The organism is Bradyrhizobium lablabi (genome assembly GCF_018131005.1).
Classification (GTDB): domain Bacteria; phylum Pseudomonadota; class Alphaproteobacteria; order Rhizobiales; family Xanthobacteraceae; genus Bradyrhizobium; species Bradyrhizobium lablabi_D.
This window is the reverse complement of the sequence record NZ_JAFCJK010000004.1, coordinates 197,416-213,404: the sequence shown is the minus strand read 5'-3', so window position 1 is coordinate 213,404 and position 15,989 is coordinate 197,416. Positions and strand designations below refer to the sequence as shown.

Annotated in this window: 15 protein-coding genes; 10 read left to right on the top strand and 5 right to left on the bottom strand. The window is 64.7% G+C overall.

The window, feature by feature from the left end; genetic code table 11:
• Positions 1-42: 42 nt before the first annotated feature.
• Genes JQ553_RS14090 through JQ553_RS14080 form a run of 3 tightly spaced genes read left to right on the top strand, consistent with a single transcriptional unit; the run spans position 43 to position 3,121 of the window.
• A complete protein-coding gene (locus JQ553_RS14090) occupies positions 43-1,368 on the top strand; it encodes a sugar ABC transporter substrate-binding protein (RefSeq protein WP_212500564.1) in 1,326 nt (441 codons plus the stop codon).
• Positions 1,365-2,300, top strand: a complete 936-nt coding sequence (locus JQ553_RS14085) for a carbohydrate ABC transporter permease (RefSeq protein WP_212500563.1) — start codon at positions 1,365-1,367, stop codon at positions 2,298-2,300. The genes JQ553_RS14090 and JQ553_RS14085 overlap by 4 nt, the downstream gene beginning before the upstream one ends.
• A complete protein-coding gene (locus JQ553_RS14080; protein ID WP_212500562.1) occupies positions 2,297-3,121 on the top strand; it encodes a carbohydrate ABC transporter permease in 825 nt (274 codons plus the stop codon). The genes JQ553_RS14085 and JQ553_RS14080 overlap by 4 nt, the downstream gene beginning before the upstream one ends.
• On the opposite strand, the gene JQ553_RS14075 is transcribed toward JQ553_RS14080, so the two are convergent.
• Positions 3,108-3,800 (bottom strand): cysteine hydrolase family protein, encoded by a 693-nt coding sequence (locus JQ553_RS14075; RefSeq protein WP_212500561.1) that lies wholly within the window; start codon positions 3,798-3,800, stop codon positions 3,108-3,110. The genes JQ553_RS14080 and JQ553_RS14075 overlap by 14 nt on opposite strands.
• A 315-nt stretch (positions 3,801-4,115) precedes the next feature.
• Here JQ553_RS14075 and JQ553_RS14070 point away from each other — a divergent pair, with 315 nt between their 5' ends.
• Positions 4,116-5,129 (top strand): formamidase, encoded by a 1,014-nt coding sequence (locus JQ553_RS14070; protein WP_212500560.1) that lies wholly within the window; start codon positions 4,116-4,118, stop codon positions 5,127-5,129.
• Between the two features lie 18 nt (positions 5,130-5,147).
• Here JQ553_RS14070 and JQ553_RS14065 read toward each other — a convergent pair whose 3' ends face one another.
• The gene (locus JQ553_RS14065) at positions 5,148-6,167 is read right to left on the bottom strand and encodes a putative sulfate exporter family transporter (protein WP_312015152.1); all 1,020 of its coding nucleotides are present in this window, start codon (positions 6,165-6,167) and stop codon (positions 5,148-5,150) included.
• Between the two features lie 134 nt (positions 6,168-6,301).
• Here JQ553_RS14065 and JQ553_RS14060 point away from each other — a divergent pair, with 134 nt between their 5' ends.
• Entirely contained in the window at positions 6,302-7,291 is a 990-nt protein-coding gene (locus tag JQ553_RS14060; RefSeq protein WP_212500559.1) for a LysR family transcriptional regulator, read from the top strand.
• On the opposite strand, the gene JQ553_RS14055 is transcribed toward JQ553_RS14060, so the two are convergent.
• The 3 genes from JQ553_RS14055 to JQ553_RS14045 all read right to left on the bottom strand — a co-directional run bounded on the left by JQ553_RS14055 (position 7,233) and on the right by JQ553_RS14045 (position 10,223).
• The gene (locus JQ553_RS14055; protein WP_249144275.1) at positions 7,233-7,454 is read right to left on the bottom strand and encodes a hypothetical protein; all 222 of its coding nucleotides are present in this window, start codon (positions 7,452-7,454) and stop codon (positions 7,233-7,235) included. The two genes, JQ553_RS14060 and JQ553_RS14055, sit on opposite strands and share 59 nt — an antisense overlap.
• A 148-nt stretch (positions 7,455-7,602) precedes the next feature.
• Positions 7,603-8,841 carry an ATP-binding protein gene (locus JQ553_RS14050; RefSeq protein WP_212500557.1) on the bottom strand — a complete coding sequence of 413 codons (1,239 nt, stop codon included), beginning with the start codon at positions 8,839-8,841 and terminating at the stop codon, positions 7,603-7,605.
• Positions 8,842-8,969: 128 nt separating this feature from the next.
• Positions 8,970-10,223 (bottom strand): allantoate amidohydrolase, encoded by a 1,254-nt coding sequence (locus tag JQ553_RS14045; RefSeq protein ID WP_212500556.1) that lies wholly within the window; start codon positions 10,221-10,223, stop codon positions 8,970-8,972.
• 384 nt (positions 10,224-10,607) lie between these two features.
• Here JQ553_RS14045 and JQ553_RS14040 point away from each other — a divergent pair, with 384 nt between their 5' ends.
• From JQ553_RS14040 to JQ553_RS14020, 5 genes are read left to right on the top strand one after another with little or no spacing between them, the layout of a single operon-like run.
• Positions 10,608-11,717: a BMP family ABC transporter substrate-binding protein gene (locus JQ553_RS14040; protein ID WP_212500555.1), complete on the top strand. Its 1,110-nt coding sequence runs from the start codon at positions 10,608-10,610 to the stop codon at positions 11,715-11,717.
• Entirely contained in the window at positions 11,714-12,823 is a 1,110-nt protein-coding gene (locus JQ553_RS14035; RefSeq protein ID WP_212500554.1) for an ABC transporter permease, read from the top strand. The genes JQ553_RS14040 and JQ553_RS14035 overlap by 4 nt, the downstream gene beginning before the upstream one ends.
• A 1-nt stretch (position 12,824) precedes the next feature.
• Positions 12,825-13,751 carry an ABC transporter permease gene (locus tag JQ553_RS14030; protein WP_212500553.1) on the top strand — a complete coding sequence of 309 codons (927 nt, stop codon included), beginning with the start codon at positions 12,825-12,827 and terminating at the stop codon, positions 13,749-13,751.
• A 24-nt stretch (positions 13,752-13,775) separates the two neighbouring features.
• Positions 13,776-14,459: a cysteine hydrolase family protein gene (locus JQ553_RS14025; protein ID WP_212500552.1), complete on the top strand. Its 684-nt coding sequence runs from the start codon at positions 13,776-13,778 to the stop codon at positions 14,457-14,459.
• A complete protein-coding gene (locus JQ553_RS14020) occupies positions 14,456-15,988 on the top strand; it encodes an ABC transporter ATP-binding protein (protein ID WP_212500551.1) in 1,533 nt (510 codons plus the stop codon). Before JQ553_RS14025 ends, JQ553_RS14020 begins: the two co-directional genes overlap by 4 nt.
• Position 15,989 lies beyond the last annotated feature (1 nt).

Genomic DNA, 15,989 nt, shown 5'->3' with positions numbered 1-15,989 from the left:
GTATCCTCCCCCAAAACCAAGACCAACAATCGGGAGAGAAGCATGACAAGACAATTGATCTCGCGCCGCGCGGTTCTGGCCGGCTCGGCGGCCGCCGGCGCGCTCGGTCTGACCGGCGCGCCCGCCCGGGCCGAGGTGAACTGGAAGAAATATGCCGGCACCAAACTCGAGGTCATCCTCGCCAAGGGACCGCGCGGCGACAATCTGCAAAAGAACATCAAGGAATTCACCGAGCTCACGGGCATCCAGGTCGAGTCCGAGCAGATCCCTGAACAGCAGCAGCGTCAGAAGGCGGTGATCGAGCTCGCCTCGGGCAAGCCGAGCTTCGATGTGATTCACTTGAGCTACCATGTGCAGAAGCGGCAGTTCGAAAAGGCCGGCTGGCTCGCCGATATCACAGGTTACATGAAGGACCCGACGCTGACCGCGCCCGACCTGGTCGAGAGCGACTTCTCCGCCGCCGGCCTGCAATATGCCAAGAACGACAAGGGGCAGATGCTGTCGCTGCCATGGTCCGTCGACTACTTCATCCTCTACTACAACAAGGAGCTGTTCCAGAAGAAGGGTGTCGCGGTACCGAAGACCCTCGACGAGATGGTCGCAGCCGCCGAAAAGCTCACCGATCCCAAGGATGGCACATTCGGCTTCGTCGGGCGCGGTCTGCGCAATGCGAATATGACGTTGTGGACCAACTTCTATCTGAACTATGGCGGCGAATTTCTCGACGACAAGGGCAACATCCTGACCGATGGGCCCGAAGCGGTGGCGGCGACCAAGCTTTATCAGACGCTGCTGACCAAGGTGGCGCCGCCCGGCGTCGCGGGCTTCAACTGGATGGAATCGATGGCCTCCTTCACGCAGGGGCGATCGGCGATGTGGATTGACGGCGTCGGCTGGGCGCCGCCGCTGGAAGACCCGGCGGCCTCGCGCGTGGTCGGCAAGGTCGGCTACACCGTGGTGCCGGCGGGACCCAAGGGGCAATATTCGGCGACCTATGGCGACGGCATCGGCATTGCGGCGGCGAGCAAGAACAAGGAGGCCGCTTACCTGCTCTGCCAATGGGTGGTCTCCAAGAAGCAGGGCGCGCGGCTGCTGCAGGCCGGCGGCGGCGTGCCGTTCCGCAGCTCGGTCCTCAACGATCCCGAGATTCAGTCGGGCGTGAAGATGCCGAAGGAATGGCTACAGTCGGTGATCGATTCCGCCAAGATCTCAAAGCTCGGCCTGCCTGTCGTGATCCCCGTCGCCGAATTCCGCGATCTCGTCGGCGCGGCGCTGACCTCGACGCTGTCCGGCGCCGATCCCGCGATCGAGTTGAAGAAGGCGCACGAACAATTCCGGCCGATTCTGGAGCGCAGCGAAAAAGCGTGAGTGTCGTAACGCAAGCTTCTCCGGCCGCGGCTCAGAACGCCGCACCGGAGCGTGAATGGCGTCCGCCATCCTACTGGCCGTTCGTGATCCCCGCGCTGGTCGTGGTGCTGGCGGTAATCGTGTTCCCGTGGCTGTTCACGATCTGGATGAGCCTGAACGAATGGAAGGTCGGCTCGCCGACCACCTTCGTCGGGCTCGCCAATTATTTGCGTCTGCCGAACGATCCGCGCTTCGTCGAGGCCGTCTGGCACACCGTCTTCTACACGGTGCTGTCCGTGCTGCTGCCGCTGATCTTCGGCACCCTGGCCGCCGTGGTGTTTCACCAGAAATTCGCCGGCCGCGGCTTCCTGCGCGGCGTGTTCATCATGCCTATGATGGCGACACCCGTGGCGATCGCGCTGGTGTGGACGATGATGTTCCATCCGCAGCTCGGCGTACTCAACTATTTGCTCTCGCTGGTCGGCATCCCGCCGCAGCTCTGGGTGTTCAATCCGGCCACCGTCATTCCGTCGCTGGTGCTGGTCGAGACCTGGCAGTGGACGCCACTCGTGATGCTGATCGTGCTCGGTGGCCTCGCCGCGATCCCGACCGAGCCTTATGAAAGCGCGCAGATCGACGGCGCCAATTTCTGGCAGATGTTCCGCTACATCACCCTGCCCCTGATCACGCCGTTTCTGTTCATCGCCGGCATGATCCGCATGATCGATGCGGTGAAAAGCTTCGACATCATCTTCGCGATCACGCAGGGCGGGCCGGGCTCGGCATCGGAGACCATCAACCTTTATCTCTACAGCGTCGCCTTCGTCTATTACGACCTCGGCTACGGCTCGGCGATCGCGGTGGTGTTCTTCCTGCTGATCGTCGCGCTTGCCGCGCTGCTGCTCTATTTGCGCAAGCGCATGCTGTGGACCGAGATCGGGGCCGGCGCATGAACCCGCGTCAGATCATGGGGCGGATCGGGTTGTGGCTGTCGGTGTTCATCATCGTCTCGCCGGCGATCCTGTTCTTCCTCTGGATGGCGTCCCTGTCGCTGAAATTCGAGGTCGACAACGCCGCCTATCCACCCGTGTTCATCCCCGAGAACATCGCCTGGAAGAACTATGCAGACGTGCTCGGGTCCAATCGCTTCCTGACCTATTTCATCAACAGCCTGGTCGTGACCGGCTGCGCGACGGCGCTTGCGATGTTGGTCGGCGTGCCCGCGGGCTACGGCATAGCGCGGATGGCGGCGCACAAATCGGCGATCGTGATCCTGATCGCGCGCATCACGCCGGGCCTGTCCTATCTGATCCCCCTGTTTCTGCTGTTCCAGTGGCTCGGCCTGCTCGGCACGCTGGTTCCGCAAATCATCATCCATCTCGTGGTCACCGTGCCGATCGTGATCTGGATCATGATCGGCTATTTCGAGACCACGCCGCTCGAACTCGAGGAAGCTGCGCTGATCGACGGCGCCACGCGCTGGCAGGTGTTCCGCCACGTCGCGCTGCCGATCGCGCGCCCCGGGCTTGCGGTCGCCTTCATCCTCGCGGTGATCTTCTCCTGGAATAACTTTGTGTTCGGCATCGTGCTCGCGGGGCGCGAGACGCGGACGCTGCCGGTCGCCGTCTACAACATGATCTCGTTCGACCAGCTGAGCTGGGGCCCGCTCGCCGCGGCCGCGCTGATCGTGACGGCTCCCGTGCTGCTGCTGACGGTGATGGCCCAGCGCCAGATCGTCGCCGGGCTCACCGCGGGCGCCGTCAAGGGCGGTTAGGCTGTGGCTTGAGCGCCTGCAACACCGCGGCCGATTCCGTCACCCAGCCAAAGATACCGCCCTGGGCCTTGATCATCTTCAGGCCCATCTCGTGGAATTCCGGGAAGTAGGACGCGCAGCCGTCCCCGATCACGACGCAGCGGTAACCGCGGTCGTTGGCCTCGCGCACGGTCGTGTTGACGCACACCTCCGTGGTGACACCGCATACCAGCAGATTCTCGATGCCGTGCTTCCGCAGGATGTCATCAAATCCTGTGGCATAGAACGCGCCCTTGCCGGGCTTGTCGATCACGATCTCGCCGCGGCGCGGATAGAGCTTGGGAATGATGTCATGGCCGGCCTCGCCGCGGATCAGGATCCGCCCCATCGGGCCGGGATCGCCGATGCGCAGGCTCGGCGCTCCACGCTCGACCTTCGCGGGCGGCGCGTCGGAAAGATCGGGCAGATGGCCTTCACGCGTGTGGATGACGAGCATACCGGCATCGCGTGCGGCGGAGAGCACGGACGCGATCGGGTTCACGGCCCGTGCGAGTCGGCTCACGTCGTTGCCGAGCGTCTCACCGAAGCCGCCGGGCTCCATGAAATCACGCTGCATGTCGATAATGACAAGCGCTGTCTTGCTCCAATCGAGCGTAATCGGTTCAGGCTCGGCTGCGACGGTGCCGCTCGGATTCGTCATGACGGCAAGGCCTTTGAAGGAAACGCCGGCCAATAATCAAGCAAGGCCTATGCCAGTGTGTGCAATGACGCCGCACGTTCATGCCGGAGCGGATTTGGTCTGTCCCTCAAATCGTTGGGCAATCGCCGATGCGTGGCGGCACGCCATGGCGGCGCTGGCGTTGGGTCCATATGCTCAATGCCTGGGCATCGAGTGCCCGGTCGGCCTGGGAGACCGGGCACCATTTTATTGGCACGGTTGTTGCTGATATTGGCGGTCGGGCGCAGAGAATGTTCGCGGCAAGACGCGACGAGCGATGGTTCTGGGAGGACGAGCATGAACGGACTTGGCGGTCTCAACAAATCACCCAACGGGGTCGTGATCGGGCTCGTGCAGTTGCAGCTACCCGTTGTCGCGACGAAAGCGGATCTGGCCAGGCAGACCGAGCGCATCGTCTGGATGGTCGGCAAGGCACGGCGCAATCTTTCCACCATGGATCTCGTGGTGTTTCCCGAATACTCGCTGCACGGCCTGTCGATGGACACCAATCCGGAGATCATGTGCCGGCTCGACGGGCCGGAGGTGGCAGCCTTCAAAAAGGCCTGTATCGACAACAATATCTGGGGCTGCTTCTCCATCATGGAGTTCAACCCGCACGGCAATCCCTACAATTCGGGTCTGATCATCGACGATCACGGCGAGATCAAGCTCTATTACCGCAAATTCCATCCCTGGATCCCGGTCGAGCCGTGGGAGCCCGGTGACATCGGCATTCCCGTGATCGAGGGACCGAAGGGTGCGAAGATCGCACTGATCATCTGCCATGACGGCATGTTCCCGGAGATGGCGCGCGAATGCGCCTACAAGGGCGCCGAGATCATGATCCGCACCGCGGGCTACACCGCGCCGATCCGCGAGAGCTGGCGCTTCACCAACCAGGCCAACGCGTTCCAGAACCTGATGGTCACGGCCAATGTCTGCATGTGCGGCTCGGACGGCTCGTTCGATTCGATGGGCGAAGGCATGATCGTCAATTTCGACGGCAGCATCATCGCGCACGGCACGACCGGGCGCGCGGACGAGATCATCACCGCGGAAGTACGGCCGGATCTCGTGCGTGAGGCGCGGATCCACTGGGGGGTCGAGAACAACATCTATCAGCTCTGGCACCGCGGCTATGTCGCGGTGAAGGGCGGCGCGATGGATTGCCCCTACACTTTCATGCAGGACATGGTTTCGGGCCGTTTCCGCCTTCCCTGGGAGGATGAAGTCAAGATCACCGACGGCACCTCGTGCGGCTTCCCCGCGCCGACGCGGATGTTCGGCAAGACGGCGAAGGCCGCCGAGTAACCGGCGGGGCGACGTCCATTACCTGAAGAAGTGAACGAGCCCGATGCTCAGGCCAAGCAGCAGCAGCAGCGACAGGGTGACGGCCGCGGTCACCCGGCCGCCAACGGTTGAGAGCACGCGCACATCGACGCCGAGCCCAAGCGCCGCCATCGAGACGACGGTCAGGATCACAGCCGTCTTCGTGACCGGCGCAATCACGATGTCGGGCACGAGCTGGAACGAGCGCAGCGCCGCCAGCGCCAGGAAGCCGATGATGAACCAGGGCACCAGCTTGAACGGGCTGATCGGGACGGTCTTCGCGTTGCCGGTCTGACGCTTCCGCCGGGCGACGAACAGCGAGAGGCCGACCACGATCGGCCCGAGCATCAGCACCCGGACGAGCTTCACCAGCGTGCCTATCTGGGTGCTGACGATGCCGGCCGGCACGGTGGCCGCCAGCACCTGCGGCACGGCATAGACGGTGAGGCCGGCGAGGATGCCGTATTGCGTTGCCGACAGTTTCAGGAGCGGGATCAGGAGCGGCAGGCCCAGCACCATCAGCACGCCGAGAATGGCGGTGAACGAAATCGACGAGGCGATGTCGTCGCCGCTGGCCTCGATGACGGGCGCCACGGCCGCGATCGCCGAATTGCCGCAGATCGAGTTGCCGCAGGCGATCAGGATCGCGAGCTTTGTCTTGAGCCCGAGCATCCGGCTGAGGCCGAAGCTCACCGCCAGCATGATCGCGACGGTGGCCGCGATCGCCGCGATCAGCAGGTAGCCCGACGCCACGATGGCGGCGAAGCTGATGGAGGCGCCGAGCAGCATCACGGCAACCTCGAGCAGTTGCTTCGCGCTGAAGGCGATGCCGGAGCGCCAGCGCTCCGATGGCTGCCAGGCGGTGCGCACCACCATCCCCAGCAGGATCGCGACAACAAGAGCCTCGATATAGGGATGATCGAAAATGCGCTCCTCAGCGGCCTGGACGCCGAGTGAGATGACCGTAATCACCCCGCAGAGAAGGATGCCGGGAATGAGTGAAAAGGTGCGCTTCAGCACACCGGCTTTCTGCTCCTGAGTGGCAGACCCTTTTGATGATTCCGGCACGAAATCCTCTTGTTCGAGAAGATTTTATGCGCCAAGCCGCGCCTGTTGGCTAATATATTTTCGAGCTGCCGCGATAGAGAGAAGTTATGTCCCTAAACTTGCATCTGCTCCGCCTGTTCGCGGCCGTGGCACGGACCGGGAGTTTCTCCCGGGCCGCAGAGCTATTGCACATCAGCCAGCCTGCGATCTCCAAGGGAGTACGCGACTTCGAGCTGCAAGTGGGCTGCCGCCTGCTCGACCGTACGCCGAAGGGCGTGCGGCCGACCCTGGAAGGCCGGGCGCTGGCGCGCCACGCGGAGGCGCTGTTTGCGGCCGAGCGGGCGGCCGAAGACGAATTGCAGGCGCTGCGCGGCCTCGACAGCGGCTCGCTGCGCATCGGCGCCAGCACCACGATCGCGACCTACATGATCCCGGCCTACCTCGGCATCTTCCATCGCGCCTATCCCGGCATCGACCTGCATCTGGTGAGCGCCAATACCAGCGATATTGCCGACCTCATGCTGGCACAGGAGATCGAGATCGCGCTGGTCGAGGGACCGGTCGAGGACGAGAACCTGGTCAGCGAGGCCTGGCGCACCGACGTCATGGGCCTGATCGCGGCGCCGGATCACCGCTTTGCTGCGGGTCCTGGTCTGCTACCTGCCCCGATCGATTTCCGCCGGCTGGACGAGGAGATCCTGATCGTGCGCGAACCGGGTTCCGGTACGCGCGAGATCGTGGCGCAGGCGCTGGCCGCCCACGGTGTCGAGCCCAAACGGACGCTCGAAATCGGCAGTACCGAGGCGATCAAGCAGGCGGTCGCCGCGGGCGTCGGCGTCGCCATCGTGTCGATGGCGACGATCGACGATCAGGTCAGGCTTAGGCGACTCAAGGTGATTCCGATCACGGGCGTCAGGATCGAGCGCACGCTCTGGCAATTGAGGTCGCCCGGCCGGCTGGACGTGCCGGTGGCGACCGCGTTCGAGCGGATCATCCGGGATGGGGGAGAGGTGCCGGCCAGCGCGCGCCGGCCATCGATCAAAGCGCGACGAGCGCAACCAATTCCTGCGCCCAGGCAACGGCACCTTCGAAGCTGAACTGGCCCGGTTCGAAAAAGGCCGCGCGCGCCACCACGATTCCGACAACCAGCACCCAGAATACGCTCGTGCCGGCCGACTTCAGCCATTTCGAGGCACGCTCGCCAGCGATCGAGTTGTCGACTGGGGGGACTGGCTCGCCGTAGGGATCAAATTCGCTCATTGCCGCAACCATCTGTAATGCTCCGTTAATGTCGCGACAATTGACGCAGAAGCAAGGGCAGCGAAATGCCTTTTGCGGCAGTGACTTGGAAGGACGTTTTCTAACGCTGGACTAGAAGAGTGTTTTCTTCTCGTCGACCTGATTGGGCTCAATTATCGGCCGCGCGCCGCGGCGCCACCCGGGGCAGTGTCATCCGCACACTCGTCCCTTCCGCCGGCGCGCTGTCGAGATGGAGTTCTCCGCCCAGCCGATTGGTCACGATGTTATGCACGATGTGCAGGCCAAGCCCGATACGACCATTGTCGCGACGGGTGGTGAAAAACGGATCGAAGGCCTGCCGCCGCACGTCGCGGCTCATGCCGCAGCCATCGTCGGCGAACAGGATGTCCACGTGGTCCGCGCCTGATGCGCGCAGCCTGATCGCGATGGCGCCGCCCTTGCCGTCAGGAAATGCGTGCGTGACCGAATTGAGAAACAGGTTGGTCAACACCTGGCCGTAAGGGCCGGGATAGCTGTTCATCGCAAGATCAGGTGCGCCATCGACCTCGAGGGTCAGTTTGTTTTTCGGCAATGCCGGACGCAGGCTCAAGAGAACCTGCTCGGTGAGTTCGGTGAGATCGAACTCGCGTCGGTCGAGATAGCTTCGATCGACGGCGACCTGCTTGAACGATTGCACCAGTTCGGCTGCGCGGTTGAGGTTGCCGACAAGCAGTGACGACGCGCTTTCGACGACCTCGATAAAATTCTTCAGGCTGGACTGCTTCAGCTTGCCGCGCGCGGCTTCGGCGGCAAAGTCGGCGCATTTGCGCTCCAGGACCGAGGCGACGGTGAGGCTGGTTCCGATCGGGCTATTGATCTCGTGCGCAACGCCAGCCACAAGCCGGCCCAACGCAGCGAGCTTCTCCGCCTCGATCAGGGACGCCTGGGTCTCCTGGAGGTGGTGCAGCGCCGTCTCGGCCGCGTCGCGCGCGGCGCGGATCTCGCGTTCGCTGCGCTTGCGCTCGGTTATCTCTTCGGCCGCCACGTTGACGCCAACGATGTTCCCGTTCGGCCCGCGCTGCGGATGCCAATGGGTGATCCAGCAGCGCTCGTCATTATGTCCGGGGCGCTGGCCGTAGACCTCGATGTCGGTCACGGGCTCCCCGGTCTCCATGATCGAGCGCACGATGCCCTCGACCGCCGACGCCAGCGCGGGCACGCAATCGCGCACCGTGCGCCCCAGATGGCCTTCAACCGAAATGCCGCAGATCTCGGTGAGGCGCTGATTGATCTGCAAATAGCGGCAGTCAGGGGAAAGGTAGGCGAGGCCGATCGGCGCAGTGTCATAGATCAACTGCAACGCCGGTTGCTTCGGGAACTGCACGTCCCGGACGACGGACGACTTCATGTGATTTCTCCCCGTTCAGGGAGCTTAACCGGTCGCGGCCGGGCGCAATAGCCCCAATGACCTCTCATGTAGGGCGAAGCCGTTCGGAAGGGGACAGATCGGCGCGGGTGCCCCCGCCTCGGCACGCCTCAGGTCGCGAAATTCCGCGGCCTGAAATTCTCGATGAAGCGCAGCAGCACCCGCGCGCCCGTATCGGCATCGGCCAAGTCGACATGCTCGGCGGGATTGTGGCTGATCCCGCCGCGGCAGCGCACGAAGATCATGCCGATATCGGTGATGTCGACCATCGCCATGCCGTCATGCCCTGCCCCGCTCGCCAGCTCCAGCACCGGAAAGCCCTCGGCCGTGACAGCGTCGGCGATCTGCGATTTCAGCCAGGGCGCGCAGGGCACGCTGCGGTTCTCATGGGTAACGTCGATCTGCAGAGCGAGCTCGCGGCGCTCTGCAATCGCCTCGATCCGCCGCACGACGTCCGCCACCGCACGCTTGCGATGCATGTCGCCTGGCGCGCGGATATCCACGGTGAAGGAGACCTTGCCCGGGATCACGTTGGTGGCGCCCGGAAGCGCGGTGATACAGCCAACGGTACCGACGAGGCCGCTTTCGTCCCTCTTGCAGAACTCCTCGATCGCGACGATGCATTCGGCGGCGCCCGCCAGCGCATCTCGCCGCAGGGCCATCGGCACCGTGCCGGCATGGCCGGCAACGCCGGCGAGGCTGGCGGCGAGCCGGGTCGCGCCCGATATCGCGGTGACGACGCCGACCGGCAACCCCCTCTGCTCCAGCACCGGCCCCTGCTCGATGTGCAGTTCAACATAGCCCAGCAGCTCGCGGCGGGCACGCGCCGCCTTGCCGATATGCTCGGGGTCGAGGCCGAATTGAACCATGGCGTCACGCATCGAGACGCCATCGCGATCGCGGGCAACGAGCACGCCGTCGTCGAACGCGCCGGCAACCGCACGGCTGCCGAGCAGCGTCGAGGCAAAACGCACGCCCTCCTCGTCGGCAAAGCCGATGATTTCGATCGCGAACGGCAGCCGCCTGCCGCGGCGGTTCAAGTCCGCCACGCAGGCGATCGCGGTGATGACGCCGAGCGGTCCGTCCCATTTGCCGGCGTCGCGCACGGTGTCGTAATGCGAGCCCAGCATCAGGCATGGCAGGCCCGCCCGATCGCCCTCATAGCGCCCGCAGACATTGCCGATCGCGTCGAAATGCGCGCTCATGCCGGCCTCGCGCATCCAGGACAGGATGAGATCGGCGGCCTGGCGGTGTTCGGGCGTCAGGAAAACGCGTGCCAGATACTCCGGGGTTTCGGAAATCGCCCCGAGCTGACTGATCCGCGCCGCGATTTCGTCGCCAAGCGTTGGCGGTTTCTCGTTCATGCTTTCCGGTGCAGGTCGCATCCGCGGCCAGCCGCGAGGGCCGCCACCAGCCCCACTCGTAGCAGCCTCGGTCCGATTCACCAGTCGGCAAATTGCCGGTCTCGCGCCCGACCTGCGGCGCCCTTTTCCCGATCTCGCCAGTTACCGGCTGCTTAACAGCCTTGCATACAACGATCCATGATCGCCTAAATTATATGCACATCATCATCCAACGTCTACGTTGCTTGATCCAAGCGATTACCGTTGCTTTTCAAATTCAAATACTTCCGGGAGCCTGGCTAACAAACGTGCTCTGGCATGAAGCTTGCGACACGACCTCCGGGCTCCGCCGTCTCGGCGCGGCTGCGAAACGAAAAGGCGGGCGGACCGCCGGAGGGAGCAGGCATGGATTTTGGCAGCATTTCACGAAGGCATTTGTTGCAGGGAAGCGCGGCGCTGGCGCTCGGCGGCACGCTCGGCGTCCGCGGCGCCGCCGCGGCGGAGACGACCGTGGGCTTCATCTATGTCGGCTCGCGCGACGACTACGGCTACAATCAGGCGCACGCGCAGGGCGCGGCCGCCGTGAAGAAGCTGCCCGGCGTAAAGGTGGTCGAAGAGGAGAAGGTGCCGGAGACCGACGCGGTCGAGAAGACCGTCGAGTCCATGGTCAACCTCGACGGCGCGACGCTGCTGTTCCCGACCTCGTTCGGCTACTACAACCCGCACGTCGTCAAGATGGCGAACAAGTTTCCGAAATTGCATTTCGAGCATTGCGGCGGCCTGTGGGCTGACAAGGACCCGAAGAACGCCGGCAGCTATTTCGGCTACATCGACGAGGCGCAGTACATCTCCGGCATCGTCGCCGGCTACACAAGCAAGAGCGGCAAGCTAGGCTTCGTCGCCGCGAAACCGATTCCGCAGGTTCTGCGCAACATCAACGCCTTCACGCTCGGCGCAAGGCTTGCGAACCCCAAGGCGACGACGCAGGTGATCTTCACCGGCGACTGGTCGATGCCGGTCAAGGAAGCCGAGGCCACCAACAGCCTGATCGACCAGGGTATCGATGTGCTGACCTGCCACGTCGACGGTCCGAAGACCATGGTCGAGAACGCCGCCCGCCGCGGCGCCTTTATCTGCGGCTATCACGTCAACCAGTCGCCGCTGGCACCGAAGGCCTATCTCACCGGCGCCGAGTGGAATTGGGAGGCGCTGTATCCGAAGTTCGTCAAGATGATCATGTCGGGTGAATCGATCCCGAACTTCTACCGCGGCGGCCTGAAGGAAGGACTCGTCAAGGTCTCGCCCTATGGCGAAGCGGTCTCGGCGGAAGCGCGCAAGCATGCCGACGAGGTCAAGGCGAAGTTCATGGCCGACGGCTACACCATCTTCAAGGGCCCGATCGTCGACAACAAGGGCAAGACCGTAATCGCGGGCGGCACCGACCGTGGTCAGAAGGACGCCGAACTCGAGAAGATGGATTATCTGGTCGAGGGCGTGATCGGAGCGACCGCGTGACCTCCGAGGTGGCGGAGTCGGCGGAAGCGGTCGGAGTTGCACCGGCCGCCGACGCCGGTTTCCTCCAGCGCTACGGTGCGACCATCGAGTACATCCTGATCCCAGGCGCGGCGCTGCTCGGCGCGCTCGCGGTGTTCGGCGTGTTCGTCGCGCTGTACGGGAAGAACCCGCTCGACCTGTATTTCTACATGTACTATGGCGCGTTCGGCACCTGGTTCTCCTGGCAGAACACGCTGACCCGCGCAGCGCCGTTGATCCTCACCGCGCTGTGCACGGCGCTGCCGGCGCAACTCGGCATGGTGATCATCGGCGGAGAGGGCGCGCTATTGATCGGCGCGCTGTCGGCGACCGCGGCCGCGTTGGCGCTGCAGGGCGCTTCGCCGATCATCGTGCAGATCGCGATGGTGATCGCCGGCGTGGCCGGCGGCGGTCTCTGGATCACGCTGTCGGGAAGCCTGCGGCAATATCGCGGCGTCAACGAGACGATCTCGAGCCTGCTTCTGGTCTATATCGCCCTTGCGATCCTCAACCATCTGGTCGAGGGCGCGATGCGCGATCCGGCGAGCCTCAACAAGCCGTCGACGCGCGAGATCGGCGCCGTCAACATGATCGGCACCATTCCCGGCACCGACGTGCATTGGGGCCTTGCGTTCGGTCTGGCCGCAGCGGTCGCAGCCTACGTCCTGATCTATCATACCACCTTCGGCTTTGCCGCGCGCGTCGCCGGCGGCAATATCCGCGCCGCCAAGATCGTGGGCTTGAGCGTCGGCAGGCTGATCCTGGCCATCTGCTTCCTCGCCGGCGGTTGCGCGGGCCTTGCCGGCATGATCGAGGTCGCGGCCGTGCAGGGCCGCACCAATGCCAACCTTGCCGCCGGCTATGGCTTCACTGGCATCCTCGTCGCCTTCCTGGCGCGACAGAATCCGCTCGCGATCATTCCGGTCGCGATCCTGCTCGGCGGCATCAGCGCCTCCGGCGGCCTGCTGCAGCGACGGCTCGGCCTGCCCGACGCGTCGGTAATGGTGCTGCAAGGCATCATCTTCGTGTTCGTGCTGGCGAGCGACGCGCTCTACGGGCGCATCGGTTTCCTGAAAGGAAAGTCCTGACATGGCGGACCCTTCGATCGGGCTGTGGACCGTTCCGCTGGCGGTGTTCGGCGGCGCGATTCGCGTCTCGACTCCGTTCCTGTTCGTGAGCCTTGGCGAGTGCATCACCGAGCGTTCGGGCCGCATCAATCTCGGCCTCGAGGGCACGCTGGTGATGGGCGCGATGAGCGCCTATGGCATCTCCTATCTGTCCGGATCGCCGTGGCTCGGCGTGCTCGCCGCCGGCATAACGGGCGCATTGTTCGGCGCGCTGCATGCCGGCATCTGCTCACTGCCCCGCGTCAATGACATCGCGGTGGGCATTGCGCTGATGCTGCTCGGCACCGGGCTCGCCTTCTTCCTCGGCAAGCCCCTGATCGAGCCCACGGCTCCGAGGCTGCCGGCGATCGATTTCGGCTGGTGGAGCGACGTGCCGCAGGTGCGCGCGGCGCTGCGCATCAACGTGCTGTTCCTGATCGGCGTTGCGATTGCGCCGCTGCTCTACTGGGCATTCAGGACCACGCGCTGGGGCCTGCTGATCCGCACCGCCGGCGAAAGCTCGGACGCGGCGCGTGCCATGGGCCACTCGGTGCTGCTGATCCGACTGCGCGCCACCATGGTCGGCGGCTTCCTTGCCGGCATCGGCGGATCGTTCCTCTCCCTGTTCTATCCCGGAAGCTGGAACGAAGGCCTCTCCTCCGGCCAGGGAATCACCGCGGTCGCGCTCGTGATCTTCGCGCGCTGGGATCCGATGCTGTGCCTGTGGGCCTCGCTTGCCTTCGGCGGCGCCGCCGCGCTCGGGCCGGCGCTGCAATCGGTCGGCGTCACCTCCGGCTATCACCTCTTCAACGCCGCGCCCTACATCCTGACGCTGGCGATCATGATCATCACCTGCTCGCCGAAGCGCACGCTGACGGGCGCGCCGGCCGAACTCTCGATCACCCGATAACACGCGCCAGAACGAGATCGTCAAATGCCCGAGCGCACCATCAAGTCCGAACCCTATGCCTGGCCCTACAACGGTGATCTGCGCCCCGAGAACACCGCGCTCATCATTATCGACATGCAGACCGACTTCTGCGGCGTCGGCGGCTACGTCGACAAGATGGGCTATGATCTGTCGCTGACGCGGGCGCCGATCGAGCCTATCAAGAAGCTGCTCGCCGTGATGCGCGCTAACGGCTTTCACGTCATCCACACCCGCGAGGGCCATCGGACCGATCTCGCCGACCTCCCCGCCAACAAGCGCTGGCGCTCGCGGCAGATCGGCGCCGGCATCGGCGATCCCGGTCCCTGCGGCCGCATCCTGGTGCGCGGCGAGCCCGGCTGGGAGATCATTTCCGATCTGGCTCCGCTTCCCGGCGAGCCCATCATCGACAAGCCCGGCAAGGGCTCGTTCTGCGCTACCGACCTCGAGTTGATGCTGCGGCTGCGCGGCATCGAGAACATCGTGCTGACCGGCATCACCACCGACGTCTGCGTCCACACCACGATGCGCGAGGCCAATGACCGCGGCTTCGAATGCGTGCTGGTCGAGGATTGCTGCGGCGCGACCGACAAGGGCAACCACGACCACGCGATCAAGATGATCAAGATGCAGGGCGGCGTGTTCGGCGCGGTAGCGAGATCGACTGACCTGATCGGAGCGCTGTCGTGATCATCGGCGAGCCGCCCGCACCAGCAGGCGCCTTCGGCGTCGACGCCATCGCCATGACCATGCGCTTCGGCGACTTCCTCGCGCTCGACAATGTCGAACTCAGGGTGCGGCCGGGCTCGTTCCACGCCCTGCTCGGCGAGAACGGCGCGGGCAAAAGCACGCTCGTGAAGTGCATCATGGGCTACTACCACGCGACCGAAGGCGACATCATCGTCGGCGGCCGCGAGCAGAAGATTGCCAATCCGAAGGACGCGCACGCGCTCGGGCTCGGCATGGTCTACCAGCATTTCACGCTGGTGCCGGCGATGACGGTCGCCGAGAACCTGGTGCTGGCGCGCGACGACGTGCCCGCCGTGGTCGACTGGAGCAAGGAGAACAAGGCGCTCGCGGCGTTCCTGTCGCGGATGCCGTTCAAGGTGCCGCTGGATGCAAAGGTCTCCGACATCTCCGCGGGCGAACGGCAGAAATGCGAGATCCTCAAGCAGCTCTATCTGAAGCGGCGCTTCCTGATCCTGGACGAGCCGACTTCGGTGCTGACGCCCGGCGAGGCCGACGAGGTGCTGGGCATGCTGCGCGCCATGGTGGTCGCGGGCGAGTTGACCATCCTGATGATCACGCACAAATTCCGCGAGGTGATGGCCTTTGCCGACGAGGTAACGATCCTGCGCCGCGGCAAGCTCGCCGGAAGCGGCCGCGTCGCCGATCTCACGCCGGACGAGATGGCGCGCACCATGATCGGCGCCGAGCAGTTGACGGTGCAGCCACCGCGGACCGGCGACGCCGGCGCACCGCGGCTCGAGCTGGACAAGCTCACCGCGCGCGATGACGCCGGGGCGATCGCCGTGCATGGCGTGTCGCTGACGGTGAAGAGCGGTGAGATCGTCGGCATTGCCGGCGTCTCCGGCAACGGCCAGCGGCAGCTTGTCGAGGTGCTGGCGGGCCAGCGCGAGGCGGAGAACGGTGTCATCCGCGTCCAGGGCGAGACCTATTCGGCGACCCGCGACGAGATGCGCCGGCACAGGATGTCGCTGTTGCCGGAGGAGCCGCTGAAAAACGCCTGCGTCGGCGGCATGAGTGTCGCCGACAACATCGCGTTTCGCGAATTCGACCGCGCGCCGTTCGCGACAGGCGGCTGGTGGCTCAATCGAGCGGCCTTCCGCAAGGATGCCGCCCGTAAGATCGGCCTCTACAAGATCAAGACCCGCACGCCGGATACGCCGATCGCGGCGTTGTCCGGCGGCAATGTGCAGCGCGCGGTGCTGGCGCGCGAGCTCAGCGGCGATGTCGAGGTGCTGATCGCCGCCAATCCCTGCTTCGGGCTCGACTTCGCCGCGGTGGCGCAAATCCACGCCGAGATCATGGCCGCGCGCAACCGCGGCGCCGCCGTGCTTTTGGTGAGTGAGGACCTCGACGAGCTGCTCGAGCTGTCGGACCGGCTGGTCGTGATGTTCCACGGCCAATTCGTCCACGAAGCCCGTGCCAGTGACGCCGACCTCACCGAGATCGGCCGGCACATGGCGGGGCATTGAC